General features: G+C 70.1%; 6 protein-coding genes and 1 pseudogene. 4 read left to right on the forward strand and 3 right to left on the reverse strand.

The features are described from left to right. Positions 1-228 precede the first annotated feature (228 nt). Complete coding sequence (recQ, locus tag SGCZBJ_RS13885; protein WP_101718591.1) at positions 229-2,076, forward strand: DNA helicase RecQ; 1,848 nt, start codon at positions 229-231, stop codon at positions 2,074-2,076. Positions 2,077-2,237: 161 nt separating this feature from the next. Further along, complete coding sequence (locus tag SGCZBJ_RS13890; RefSeq protein ID WP_101718592.1) at positions 2,238-2,552, forward strand: hypothetical protein; 315 nt, start codon at positions 2,238-2,240, stop codon at positions 2,550-2,552. A 100-nt stretch (positions 2,553-2,652) separates the two neighbouring features. On the opposite strand, the pseudogene SGCZBJ_RS13895 reads toward SGCZBJ_RS13890, so the two are convergent. Together SGCZBJ_RS13895 and SGCZBJ_RS13900 are read right to left on the reverse strand one after the other, a co-directional pair. Beyond that, positions 2,653-2,820 (reverse strand): annotated as a pseudogene (locus SGCZBJ_RS13895) (TPM domain-containing protein); the annotation flags it as partial. A gap of 60 nt (positions 2,821-2,880) precedes the next feature. Further along, positions 2,881-11,553, reverse strand: a complete 8,673-nt coding sequence (locus tag SGCZBJ_RS13900) for a putative Ig domain-containing protein (protein WP_165799325.1) — start codon at positions 11,551-11,553, stop codon at positions 2,881-2,883. A 426-nt stretch (positions 11,554-11,979) separates the two neighbouring features. On the opposite strand from SGCZBJ_RS13900, the gene SGCZBJ_RS13905 reads away from it, so the two are divergent. Next, entirely contained in the window at positions 11,980-12,597 is a 618-nt protein-coding gene (locus SGCZBJ_RS13905; protein WP_101718594.1) for a phage tail protein, read from the forward strand. 97 nt (positions 12,598-12,694) lie between these two features. Here SGCZBJ_RS13905 and SGCZBJ_RS13910 read toward each other — a convergent pair whose 3' ends face one another. Beyond that, entirely contained in the window at positions 12,695-12,979 is a 285-nt protein-coding gene (locus SGCZBJ_RS13910; protein WP_101718595.1) for a DUF6916 family protein, read from the reverse strand. Between the two features lie 96 nt (positions 12,980-13,075). Between SGCZBJ_RS13910 and SGCZBJ_RS13915 the strand changes: the two genes are divergently transcribed. Then, on the forward strand, positions 13,076-13,600 hold the full coding sequence (locus SGCZBJ_RS13915) for a GNAT family N-acetyltransferase (protein ID WP_101718596.1): 525 nt from the start codon (positions 13,076-13,078) through the stop codon (positions 13,598-13,600). Positions 13,601-13,636 lie beyond the last annotated feature (36 nt).

Below are 13,636 nucleotides of genomic sequence, written 5' to 3' on the forward strand. Positions count from 1 at the left end.
TCAGTGATCGGTGGGGGGCGTGGGTGCGAAATCGGTCGGGGTTACGGAAGCTGAAAACGTCCCCCCCCTCCGGCCCTCCGGGCCACCTTCCCCAGAGGGGGAGGACCTTGGGCGCCAGGATGCTCCTACTATGGGGGAACCGTCGGCAAAGCCGAGTGAGGCGGCGGATCTGCAAAATCCCCCGTTTCCGGCCTTGGCTCAGACTCCCGCCCCTGCCAAAAGAGCGCCGTGTCCACCGCCCTCGCCTCCCCGCCCTCGCTCGACGCCGCGCGCGATGTCCTGCGCCGCACCTTCGGCCACCAGGACTTCCGCGGCCTGCAGGCGCAGGTGGTCGGCGAACTGCTGGAAGGCCGCAGCGCCCTGGCGGTGCTTCCGACGGGCGGCGGCAAGAGCCTCTGCTACCAGATCCCCGCCCTGGTCCGGCCCGGCCTGGGCCTGGTGGTGTCGCCGCTGATCGCGCTGATGGCCGACCAGGTGGCGGGGCTGCAACAGGCCGGCGTCGCCGCCGAGCGCCTGGACTCGAACACCCTGCCCGAGGAGCGCGCCGAGATCTGGCGGCGCATCGAGGCCGGGCAGCTGGATTTGCTGTACCTGTCGCCCGAAGGCCTGATGCAGGGCTGGATGCTGGAGCGGCTGTCGCGCCTGGATCTTTCGCTGGTCGCCGTCGACGAAGCCCACTGCGTCAGCCAGTGGGGCCACGACTTCCGGCCCGAGTACCGGATGCTGGGCCGCATCGCCGAGGTGTTCCCGAACGTCCCGCGCCTGGCGGTGACCGCCACGGCCGACGCTCGCACCCGCGACGACATCCGCATGGAGCTGCGCCTGCAGGGCGCGGCCGAGTTCGTCGACAGCTTCGCCCGCCCCGAACTGGCGCTGAACGCCGAGCGCAAGCGCGGCAAGGGCCATGACCGGGTCATCGAGCTGGTCACCGAGCGGCCGGGTCGCGCCGGCGTCGTCTACGCCGGCAGCCGGGACTCGACCGAAAAGCTGGCCCAGATGCTGATCGACAACGGCGTGCCGGCCCTGGCCTATCACGCCGGCCTCGACAAGAACGTCCGCGCCCGGCGCCTCGAGCAGTTCCTCGAGGCGGACGAGGCGGTGATGGTGGCGACCATCGCCTTCGGCATGGGTGTCGACAAGCCCGACGTCCGCTTCGTGATCCACGCCGACCCGCCCGCGGCCATCGAGGCCTATTGGCAGGAGATCGGCCGCGCCGGCCGCGACGGCCAGCCGGCGGAGGGCATCACCCTCTACAGCAGCGCCGACCTCGCCTGGGCCGGCCGCCGCATCGACGCCCGCGAGGCCCCCGACGAGGTCAAGCAGGTTCAGAGCCGCAAGCTGCGGCAGTTCTACGCCATGCTGGAAGGCATGACCTGCCGCGCCGCCGCCGTCCGCCGCTATTTCGGCGAGGAGGGCGTGGAGCGCTGCGGAACCTGCGACATCTGCATCTCGCCGCCGACCGGCGTCGACGCCACCCAGGCGGCGCAGAAGGCTTTGTCGGCCGCCCATCGCCTGGGCGGCCGGTTCGGGCGCGGCCGGCTGATCGACCACCTGCTGGGCAAGACCAAGGACGTCAGCCAGCAGGAAGCCCAGATGTCGACCTTCGGCATCGGCCGCGAGTTCAGCCCACAGGGCTGGCGCGACCTGCTCGACACCCTGGTTTTCGAGGGCCTGCTACGCGAGGACCCCAACGAGGGCCGCCCCCTGATCGGCCTCGGCGACGGCGAAGGCGTGCGCCAGGTCTATCGCGGCGAGCGGCAGGTCTCCCTGCGCCAGGCCCCCGGGGGCGAAGGGGGCAAGAGCGGCGGCAGCGGCGGAAAGAGCCTGCGCCGGCGCCAGGCCCTGACCGTGCCGCCGGGCGACCAGATGCTGTTCGAGGCCCTGCGCGCCTGGCGCAAGGACCAGGCCTCGGCCCAGCACGTGCCGCCCTACGTCATCTTCCACGACGCCACCCTGGCCGAGATCGCCGCCGCCCGCCCGCTGACCCTGGCGGCGCTGGGCAAGTCCGGCGGCGTGGGCCAGGGCAAGCTCGACCGATATGGCGAGGCGGTGCTGAAGGTCGTCCGCGACAACTAGCCGGAGCCCGCTCGCTGGAGCCCGGCGGCGGGTGCGCGCAAAACGTGCGCGATCGCCTCTTGCCCGAACCAAACCGGCTCGCCAGGTGTTAGTCTCCAGACGCCTGGAGGCGCGCTCGCGTCGCGCCCCGAGAACAAGCCCTTTCACACCGGGAGACGCCGATGACCGACGCCACCATCAAGACCGACCTCGCCGGCGAAGCCAACGCAGCCAAGGCCAGCGCCAAGAAGACCGCCGCCAAGGCCACCGCCGCCGTCAAGAAGGCCGCCGCAACCATCGCCGAGACGACGGTCGAGAAGACCCAGGTCGCCCGCGACTACGTGCACGACAAGACCGACGCCGCCGTCGCCTGGTCCAAGCCCAAGGCCGAGGCCGCCCACAAGGCCGCCGAAGAGCACCCGCTGGCCCTGGCGCTGGGGACCTTCGTGGCCGGCGCGGTGTTCGGCTTCCTGCTGGCCCGCAACTTCGACCGGTAAGGTCCCGGGGGGCGGCGAGCCGCCGCCTTCAGCGCCTGAACGCAACGCCCGGCGGGACCGACCCGCCGGGCGTTTTCTTTTGGGCGCACAGGCTCTTCCCCCGTGCAACGGGGGTGGTGGCGCGGTGCGGATACGCGCCGTGACGGAGGGGGCGACCGCAGGGCACGGCGCCCAGTCTTGCCCCCTCCACCGCAGAGCCTGTCCTCGGGCGCGCGCTTCGCGCGACCCGGGGGCGGTCCCCCTCCCCCGTTGCACGGGGAAGGAACAAAAGAAAAGGGCGGCGCCGTCGCCGGCGCCGCCCTCCTTCAGTTCAGTCCTTGGCCCTCGATCAGAAGGGCGACTGGACCGTCAGTCTGACGCCCTGGCTGTCGCTGTCCTTCGTGACCATGTTGTCGAAGTCCAGGCCCAGCTTGAGGCCGCTCTTGATGGTCAGGTCGGCCCCGAGCTCCAGCCGCAGTTGGTCGCGGTCGATCGGATCCACCGTCAGGCGGTAGGTCGGCCCGCCCACCCAGTCGGTGTAGTTGAGCAGGGCGTCGTTGGCCTTCTCGAAGTCGTGCGAGTATTCCACCCGGAACCGCGGAGCCAGCAGGCCGGCCGAGGTCTTGCGGATGAACTCGCCGCGCAGACCCAGCGTACCCGTCAGGCTCTTCACCGTCTGGGCATGGTAGGTCAGGCCGAAGGGGCCGCCGCCGTCTTCCGAGAACTTGTCCAGGTTCGAGCGGCTGTAGGCGACACGGCCGTAGGGCGACAGCAGGCTGGTCTGCGTCCGGTGCTCCATCCCGAAGGTCAGAGCCGCGAACACCTGGTCGCCGTCACGCTCGCCGTTCACCAGCTCGCCCGTCGAGGTGACGTAGCGGCGGGTGTCGAAGTCGAGCGTGCCGTAGCCGAGGACCCCGTCGATGAAGGTCTTCTCGCCCGTCTTCAGGCTGGCGTAGAGGCCGGCGCTGTAGCTTTCGGCCTTGCTCTTGGTGCCCGACTTGCCGATCCGGCTGGAGTCGCGGCCGTAGCCGAGACCCAGGCCGAAGGCGAAGTCTTCGTTCACCCGGTAGTCGACGCCGCCGGTCAGGCCGTCGGTGGTGAAGCGGAAGCCGCTTTGCGACCCGACCGCGTCACGCATACCGAAGTCCGCCGAACCAGCCGCCCAGACGCCCCAGCGCTTGGGACCTGCCTGGCCGTCGTCGCCGTCGTCCTTCTCGGTGTAGCCAGCCGTGTCGGCGGGCAGCAGCGGGCTGGACGGATCGGCCGCGTCGTTCATGCCGAGGCTGGCGTACTTGCGGAACCGCTCGCGCGCTTCCAGGCCGTCATCGCGCTCGGTGCGACCGCCGTTTACGCTGACCCCGAACCCGCGACCCGCGCCGCCGCCGTTGTGCAGCTGCTCGAGGCGACGGTTGAAGTTGCTGATCTGGGCGTCGGCGAAGCGGACAGCCGCTGCATCCTGGGCCGCGATCAGACCCTTCACTTCCGGATCCTTCGACGGGTCCGGACGAGCCGTGACGATCACGTTGATCCGGCCGGGGGCCGAAGTCGCGAAGGCGTTGCTCAGGGTGTAGCTCACCACCGCCGTGCCCGCGAAGGCGTTGTCGGGGGTGTAGGTCAGGGTGTAGGCGCCCGACGAGGGGCTGGTCACCACGGCCGCGCCGGAATTGGCGGGCGTGATCGACACCACCGCCGCGCCGATGAACGGCCCGCCGCTGGCTCCGTTGACCAGATTAACGACCGCCTTCTGGCCGGCGAGGATCTCGACGGTGATCGGCGGCGCCGTCAGGGGCGCGGGGTTGACGGTGACGGTCACCGGAACCGGGTTGGACGCACCGAACGGATTGTTGATCCGGTAGGTGAAGCTGTCCGAACCGGAGAAGCCTGTGGCCGGGGTGTAGACGATGGTCTCGCCGTTCACCGCCGCCGTGCCCTTGGTCGGGGCGATGGCGACCGCGACGCCCGTGAACGGGCTGCCGGTGGCGCCTTGGGTGGCCGCCAGGGTCACCGACTGGCCGGCCAGGACGGTGATCGTCTGGGCCGTCTGGGTCGGGACCGCCAGCGGGTTGACCGTGACGGTGACCGTCGCCGGACCGCCCGTGCCGCCAGGGCCGGTCGCCGTATAGGTGAAGGTGTCCGTGCCGAAGAAGTTGGTGGCCGGGACGTAGTTCACCTGGAGGCCCGAGATCGTCGCCGTGCCGTTGGCCGGAGCCGTGGCGATGGCGATGGTCGTGATCGGACCGGTGTCGTTGGTGGTCACCGGGATGGCCACCGAGGCGTTGGCGTTGACGGTCGCGGCGTCGGCGACGACGACCGGGGCCGGGGCGGCGACCTGGACGGTGATCTGGGCCGGGGTGGACTGACCACCCGGACCGACCGCCGCGTACATGAAGCTGTCCTGGCCGTAATAGCCCGGGTTCGGCGTGTAGGTGATGGTCACCGACGGGCCGGACTGCGAGCGCATCCGCGAGGCGCTGGCGCTCACCACCGCCGTGCCGTTGGCCGGGGGTTGGGTGATGATGACGCTGTCGTAGAAGCCGTTGATCTCGCTGGACACGTCGATGACGGCGGCTTGGCCGGCCGGCGTGTCGGTGGCGACCGGCTCGACGACCGGCGGCGGGGCTTCGGCGACCTGCAGGGTGAAGGTCGACTGGGCCGTCGCCGGGCCGCTGCCCGTGGACGAGTCGGTGACCGTCACGGTCAGCGGGAACGAACCCGGCTCGGTGACTGTACCCGACAGCGTGCTGCCCGAGAAACTCAGGCCCGTCGGCAGGGCGCCCGTCAGCGTGTAGCTGTAGGCAGGCACGCCGCCGGCGGCTTGGAACGTGACGTTGACGTTCGCGCCATAGGCCTGGGCCGGGATCGAGGCCGGGGTCAGGGTCAGGTTCGACCCGGCGATGACCAGGGTCAGCTGGTTGACGCCCACCGCGCCGTAGGCGTCGGTCGCCGTGACTTCGAAGCCGAAGGACCCCGAAGCGGTCGGCGTGCCCGAAAGCGCGCCGGCGCTGCTCAGCGTCACCCCGGCCGGCAGGGCGCCGGTCATGGTGTAGCTGTAGGGCGCCGTGCCGCCGTTGGTGGCCAGCACCTGGTTGTAGGCCTGGCCGGCCACGCCGTTGGCCGGCGAGGTGGTGACCAGTGTGACCTGGGCGATCGCCACGCTATAGGCCTGGGCGACCGGGAAGCCGTTCGCATCCGTGGCGGTGACCGTGAAGTTGAAGGTCCCCGTCTGGGTCTGCAGGGCCGCGCCCGAGATCACGCCGCCCGGGCTCAGGGTCAGGCCGCTCGGCAGGGCGCCGGCGGTGACCGCGTAGCTGTAGGGCGAGGTCCCGCCCGCCGCCGTGAAGGTGGCGCTGTAGGGCACGGTGGCCGTGCCGGCCGGCAGCGGACCAGCCGCCGGCGACAGGGTCATGGACGGCGCGCCGACCACCAGGCTGTAGGCGGTCGGAGTCCCGGCATAGGGACCCGGCGCGCCCGAGCCGTCGCTCGGCGTGACCGTGAAGTTGAAGTTCCCGGTGACCGTGGCCGAACCGGAAAGGACGCCGGCCGGGCTCAGGGTCAGGCCGCTCGGCAGGGCGCCGGCGGTGACCGCGAAGGTGCGCGGCGCCACGCCGCCCGTCGCCGTGAAGTCCTGGCGATAGGCGATGAAGGCCGTGGCGCTCGGCAGGGCGCCGGCCGCCGGAGCGGTGATCGTCACCGTCGGAGCGTCGATGACGATCGGGAAGTTGGCCGAACCGATGGCGCCGTAGGCGTCGGTGGCCGTGATCAGCGGGTTGAAGGTCCCGGCGACGGTCGGAGTCCCCGAAAGGACGCCGGCCGTGCTGAGGGTCAGGCCGTCCGGCAGGCCGGTGGCGGCGTAGCTATAGGGGGCCGTGCCGGTCGTGGCCGTGAAGGTCGCGTCGACATAGGCCACCGCGACGGTCCCGCCGGGCGGCGTGCCGGCGACCACCAGGGTCGGCGCCGTCACGGTGACGGTGACCGTGGCCGGGGCCGAGGACCCGCCCGCGTTGTCGCCCGTATAGGTGAAGGTGTCCGTGCCCGAGAAGCCGGGCGTCGGCACGTAGTCGAAGGTGGCGGTCGGGCCCGAGCCGACCAGCGTCGCCGTCCCGTGGGTCGGGAAGGTGACGATGGCGACCCCGGTGGCCGGCACGCCGGTCAGGTTCGGCGCGATCGTGTTGGTGGTGCTGTTGGCGGCCACGGTCGCGGCCACCGCGTTGGCCGTCGGCGGAGCCGGGGCGTTCACGGTCAGGAAGTAGATGGTTTCGACGTGGTACGGGCCCGCGCCGGTTGTGGAGTCGGTGCTGCGGATCGTGAAGCTGAAGTTGCCCACGACCGTCGGCGTGCCCGAGAGGACCCCGCCCGTGCTGAGGGTGACGCCGGTGGGCAGCGAGCCGCCGCCAGCGACGATGTTGTACTGGTAGGGCGCGGTGCCCCCCGTGGTGGTCATGGTCTGGCTGTAGGCCGAGTGCTGGATCGCATCCGGCAGGCTGGCGGGAGTCAGAGCCAGGGTCGGACCATCGACCGTGGCGCTGAAGGCCTGCGTGGCGTTGTACGGAGCGCCCGCGCCGGTGGTGGAGTCCCGGACCTCGATATCGAAGTTGAAGGGACCCGCCGCGGTCGGCGTGCCCGTGATCTGGCCCGTCGACGACAGGGTCAGACCCGCCGGCAGCGACGTGCCGTTGGCCATGAGGAAGCTATAGGGGGCCGTCCCGCCGGCGCCGGCGAGGCTGGCGCTGTAGGCCTGGCCAACCGTCATGGTCGGCAGGCTGGTCGAGACGAAGCTCAGGGACGGATTGCTGAACGTGCCCGTGTAGGTCTGCGTGCCGAGGAACGGCGCGCCGGCCCCCGTCGACGAGTCCTGAGCGGTCACGGTGAAGCTGAAGGCGCCGGCCACCGTCGGCGTGCCGCTGACCTGGCCGCTCGACGACAGGCTGAGGCCCGCCGGCATCGAACCCGACACCGCGTAGCTGTAGGGAGCCACGCCGCCGCTGGCGGTGATGGTCCGGTTGTAGGCGACACCGGCCTGGCCGTTGATCGGCGAGATCGGGTCCAGCGCGATCGTCGGCGCGCCGATGGTCCAGTTATAGGTCGTCGAGCCCGTATAGGGACCCGCGCCGGAGCTGGAGTCGGTGGCCGTGACCGTGAAGTTGAAGACGCCCGCGCCGGTCACCGTGCCGGTGATCTGGCCGCCGGTCGACAGGCTAAGGCCCGTCGGCAGGGTCCCGCTGGTGCGGGCGAAGGTGTAGCCCGACGTACCACCGCTGGCGGTGATCGTCTGGGTCACCGTCGTGCCGGTGGTGACCGAGGTCAGCGAGCCGGGCGAGACCGTGATGGTCGGCGCATCGACCGTCAGGCTGTAGTTCTCGGTGATCTGGAACGGCCCCGAACCGCTGGAACTGTCCGTGGCGGTGATGCTGAAGTTGAACGGACCGCCCCCTTGCGTCGGCGTGCCCGAGAGCTGGTCGCCGCTGAAGCTGAGACCCGTCGGCAGGGCGCCGGTCAGGGCGTAGGTGTAGGGCCCGGTGCCGCCCGACGCCGCGAAGGTGCGGGTATAGGCGGTGGCGATCGTCGCATTGGTCACCGGGGTGTTCGGCGACAGCGACAGCGTGGGCGCGGCGATGGTGATGGCGTAGGCCTGCGAGTGGACGTAACGCCCGCCCGCACCCGTGCCGCCGCCGGTGCTGGAGTCGGTGGCTTCGATGTTGAAGTTGTAGGTCCCCGCGCCCGTCGGCGTGCCGCTGATGCCGCCGCCGGCCGAGAGGGTGAGACCCGGAGGCAGGCTGCCGTTCCAGGCGAAGGTGTAGGGAGCCGTGCCGCCCGAAGCCGTGACGGTGGCGGTGTAGGGGGCCGCGATCGTCCCGCCGGTCAGCGGCGAAGCCGGCGACACGGTGATGCTCGGCGCGGCGACCACCAGGGTGTAGGCCTGCGTACCGGAGTAGGTGCCGCCGGCCGTCGAGTCCTGGGCGCGGATGGTGATCGGGAACGAGCCGCCCTCCGTCGGGACGCCCGAGATCGAGCCGCCCGAGAAGGTCAGACCGTCCGGCAGCGTGCCGCTGTCGAGGGTGATGGTGTAGGGGCCAGTGCCGCCGCTACCCGAGAAGTTGGCGTTGTAGCTAGCTGCGACCGTGCCTTGCGGCAACGCGCCAGGCGTTGGCGAAACGGTGATCGTCGGCGCGCTGACCGTGATGCTGTAGGAGGCTTGCCCCTGGTAGTTGTTGCCGCTGCTGTCGGCGCCCGTGACGGTGAAGTTGTAGCTGCCCGTCGCCGTCGGCGTGCCCGAAAGCACGCCGCCGCTCAGCGAGGTCCCGGGAGGCGTGGCGCCGGCCGTCACGGAGAAGGTGATCGGCGCGACGCCGCCCGTGCTGCTGAACGACTGGCTGTAGGAGACGCCGGCTTGGCCGCCCGGCAGGGCGCCCGACGCAGGCGACAGGGTGATGGTCGGCGCGGCGATGTTCAGCGTGGCCGAGGCCGTGCTGGTGTAGCTGCCGTTGCCGCCCGAACTGTCGGTGACGGTGACCACGACCGTGGCGTTGGTCGCCGTGGTCGGGGTGCCGCTGATGACGCCCGAGCTGTTCATCGTCAGGCCGGCGGGCAGGCCCGTGGCCGAGAAGTTGTTGTAGGGCGGGTTGCCGCCGCTCACGGTCACGGCCGAGCCGCCATTGTTGTAGGCGACGCCGACCGTGCCGGTGGAGGCCGGCAGGGTGACCGAGAACACCGGGTCGTTCACGGTCACGGAGACCTGGCCGATGTTCGACGTGCCGCCGGCGTTGGTGGCGACCCAGTTGAAGGTGTCGGTGCCGCGGAAGCCGACCGGCGGGGTGTAGCTCATCAGGCCGGCGCTATCGACGGAGACCGTCGCGCCATAGGACGAGGCGCCGACCTGGTAGCCGGTCGGGCTTTCGGTAGCGTGCGAAGCCGCGCTGAACGTCGTCGCCGTGGCCGAACCGGAATTGTAGGTCAGGCCGCTGATGGAGAAGGACGAGGCCACCGGGGCCGGCGGCAGGCCGACCGTCAGGGTCGCCGTGGTGTTGGCGTTGTAGGGACCAGCGCCCAGCGAGCTGTCGGTGACGTTGACGGTGACGGTGAAGACGCCGCTGACCGAGGGCGTGCCGCTGATGACGCCGCCAGAGTAGGTCAGGCCCGTGGGCAGGCCGTTGATGCTGTTGACGGTGTAGGTCGCGCGGCCGCCCGAGAAGGTCACAGCCGCATTGCCGGCGTTGTAGACGCGCTCGACCGTGGCCGTGGGCGACGGCAGGGTCAGCGTGATCGTCGGATTGCCGATCGTGACGGTGACCGTCGCCGGCGCCGAGGCGCCGCCGATGTTGCTCGCCGTGTAGGTGAAGCTGTCGTTGGCGTTCCGGAAGCCGACAGGCGGCGTATAGGTCGCGATGCCGCTGCTGTTGACGCTGACGCTGCCGCCCTGGGCCGTGGTGGCCGAACCGACCGCGTAGTTGGTCGGCGTGCCGCCCCCAGTGATATAAAGAGACAGGTCGATGTTGGTCGTCAGGTTCGCGCCGTCGTTATAGGTGATGATCGACCCATAGGTCTGCGAACTGGCGACCGGCGGCGCGACGAAGGTGAAGTTGGACGAAGCCGAGCCGCCCGGCGTCGCCACCGCAACCACGACGGTGGCCGCCCCGTGGGCGGGCGTGTTGAAGACGATCGTCGTCGCGCTGGCCGAGGTCGGAGTCACGGTCGAACCGTCGACCGTCAAGACGGCGTTCGTCAGGTTCGTACCGGTGATCGTCACGCTCGTGCCGCCGGCGGTAGATCCGGCATTGGGCGACAGGTTCGATATGGTCGGCGCAGCGACGTACTCGAAGCTGGACGAAGCCGTGCCGCCAGTGGTGGTGACGACGACGGGAACGCTGGCGGCGACGTGCGCGGGCGTGGTGAACACCACCGAGGTCGCGCTGGTGGACGAGGGCGTCACGGTGACCCCATCGACGGTCAGGGTGGCGCCGGAAAGGTTCGTGCCGCTGATGCTCACGGAGGATCCGCCGCCGGTCGGCCCCTGGTTGGGCGTCAGTGACGAGATCGTCGGCGGAGGCACGTAGCTGAAGGTGGAGGTCGCCGTGCCGCCGGTCGTGGTCACGGCGACGACGACGTCGCCCGCGGCGTGGGCCGGCGTGGTGACGGTGATCGCGGTGGGGCTGGAAGAGGTGGGGGTCACGCCGACGCCGTCGATGGTCACGGTGGCGCCCGTGAAGTTCGAGCCGTTGATCGTCAGGGCCGTGCCGCCGGCCGTCGGTCCTGCGGTGGGCGACAGCGACGAGATCGTCGGCGGGGGAACGTAGGTGTAGTTGGTGGTGGCCGTGCCGCCGGGGGTGGTCACGGCGACCACGACGGCGCCGGCGGCGTGGGCGGGGGTGTTGAAGGTGATCTGGGTATCGCTGGCCGCCGTAGGGGTCACGGGCACGCCGTCGACGGTCAGGGTGGCGTTCGAGAGGGCCGTGCCGTCAATCTGCACGCTCGTTCCGCCGGCCGTCGGGCCCTCGGTGGGCGCGATGGTCGAGATCACGGGAACCGGCGGCAGGCAGCTGGCGGTGATGACGACCGTGCCGTCCGCCGAGGCCAGACCGACGATCCGGGATTCCAGCGCGTACTCCGACGAAGGCAGCGTCCAGCTGATGGTGCCGCTGGCGGCGAGGTTGGTGCCGTTGACCAGGCTGCCGATCGAGATGTCGCTGGCGCCTCTATATAGACGCGCGTTCAGATTGGAGCCGATGATCGTGGCGGTGACGGTGATCTGCTCGCCCACCGTATAGTTGTACTTGGCCCCGCCGTTGTACCAACTGGCTCTCGCCGCGTGGTTCGATAGCTGGGTCAAGAGCCCGTTCAGGGTGGTGAGGCCGCTCGTCATCCGCGCGTCCGTGGTGTTGAGCACGCCGGCCGTGTAGCTCGAACTCTGGTTCAGGGCGCCGGCGTTGATCGCATCGCAGTACGCCGAGGCGAAGGCCGCCGAGGGTCCGACCGCAGCCGCCAGCAGGGCGACCATGGCCATGACCATGTAGCGCGCACGCTGCATGACCGTGCGTTCACGGCCACGCTGGACTTGCGCCGCGCCAGACTGTGTTTCGCCAGACCGCGCTGCAGTCGCGTCACCCCGCAGAACGCGGGTCAGCCACCCCTGGAACATCTATTCCCCCAAACCCCAATTATCCACGCGCGGTCGTCCGCCCCGGACTCTACATCCGCGCGCATTACCCGCTCACTACACGTAACTGTACATTATGCACAGCCCCAAGGCGTTTCCCGTGTGAATTGTCACATCGCGCGCCAAGAGTGTGTCCCAAAGTTGAGACACCGATGTGCGCGACCGGTTTTCAAGGGATTTCCGGGACTTGCCGCGCGCCTGATCGGAGCCGGGGCCTACAGGTGAAACGAGCGTCTTGCGCGCTACGGGCGTCGCTGTGTAGCCTGGCAACTCAACATTGTGGGAGGGCCTGACGCCATGGACTTCTATATGGCTATGATCGTGCAGTTCGCGGGTAATTTCGCCCCGCGCAACTTCATGTATACCAACGGACAACTGATCGCGATCTCGCAGAACACCGCGCTGTTCTCGCTGCTGGGGACCACCTTTGGCGGCAACGGCCAGACCACCTTCGGCCTGCCGGACCTGCGCAGCCGCACCTTCATCGGCCCCGGCCAGGGCCCCGGCCTGCCGGCCTACGTCCAGGGCGAGATGGCCGGTACGCCGACCACCACCCTGAACATCACCAACCTGCCGGCTCACAACCACGCCGCCGTGTTCACCCCGACGGGTTCGCCGACCGTGAACGTCTCGGCTCTGGCCAACGTCGCCAACGGCTCGCAGATCGTCCAGCCGACGGCCGGCGCGCACCTCTGCAACGCCTATGACCCCATCAACCTGACCGAGGCCGGCGTCTACGCACCGGCCGCCGCCACGGGCACCGCGGTCAATCTGGCCGCTGGCAGCGTCACCGGCATCTCCGGCAGCGTCACCGTCGGCATCACCGGCAACAACGCGCCGTTCGACAACATGCAGCCCTACCTCGGCCTGCAGTCGATCATCTGCGTCGCGGGCATCTTCCCCTCGCGCAACTAATCGACGGAAACGAAAGACGCCGGCCCGTGGCTTCCCACGGGCCGGCGTTTTCTATTTCAGCCCAGGCCTTTTGAACTCTGGCCTTCGCCGGCGGGCATCAGTTGAAGACCGCCTGATAGACCCGGGCGCCCGGCAGCGGCTTCAGCTGGGTGATGACGATCGTATGCGGGCCGCCCTTGCCGCAGTCGAATTCATAGGCCCCGTCGATCAGGTTGATGTTCATCGGCGCCTCGAACATCAGCGAGAAGGGCTCGCGGATGTCGTGCGCGAACCCGGGACGGAAAATGGCCGCCAGCGTGATCTCCACCGGATGCGGAATGGTCGCCACCCGCACCTGCTTGCCCACCCACGGTTCGAAATCTTCCGGCTTGAGCAGCAGCATGGCGTCCCCCTCGTCTGTCCTGAACTTGTCTTGGCCGATCGCGCTGGAAGCGCAACCTATGCGTCGATCTAGCCCATTCACCCGCGAGTCGTCGCGATGAAAACACCGTCCGACATGCCGCCCCTGCCCGCGGCCCTGCAGGCCCGCGACGTGGCCGTCCGCCCGATCGAGGACAGCGATGCGCCCCTGCTGATGGACTGGCACGCAGCCTTCCGGGGCGCGTCCTTCCTGGCGATGGGCTGGCCCCGCGAGCAGGTGGCTGCGATGATGGCCGACCAGCTGCGTATGCAGCAGATCCACATCGCCGGCGCCTATCCCAGGGCCGACCGCTGGCTGGTGCTGGCGGGCGACATTCCGGCCGGCCAGCTGCTGCTGGACCGCGCCCGGGACGACTGGCGGCTGATCGATCTTCTGCTGGCGCCGGAGGCCCGGGGCCTTGGCCTGGGCTCCGGCCTGATGGCGTGGATCCAGGACGCGGCCGCCCGGGCCGGCGCCGCGTCGATCACGCTGGACGTCGGGTTCGACAACGCCCCGGCCCAGGCGCTCTATCGCAAGGCCGGCTTCGTCGAGACGCCGTCGGAGACCGAGATCGCCGTCGCCATGCGCTGGCGTCCGGCCTGACCCGCCCCGCCCCGTCCCGGCGGGGTGTTCGGTGGC

Source organism: Caulobacter zeae (genome assembly GCF_002858925.1).
GTDB classification, from domain to species: Bacteria; Pseudomonadota; Alphaproteobacteria; order Caulobacterales; family Caulobacteraceae; genus Caulobacter; species Caulobacter zeae.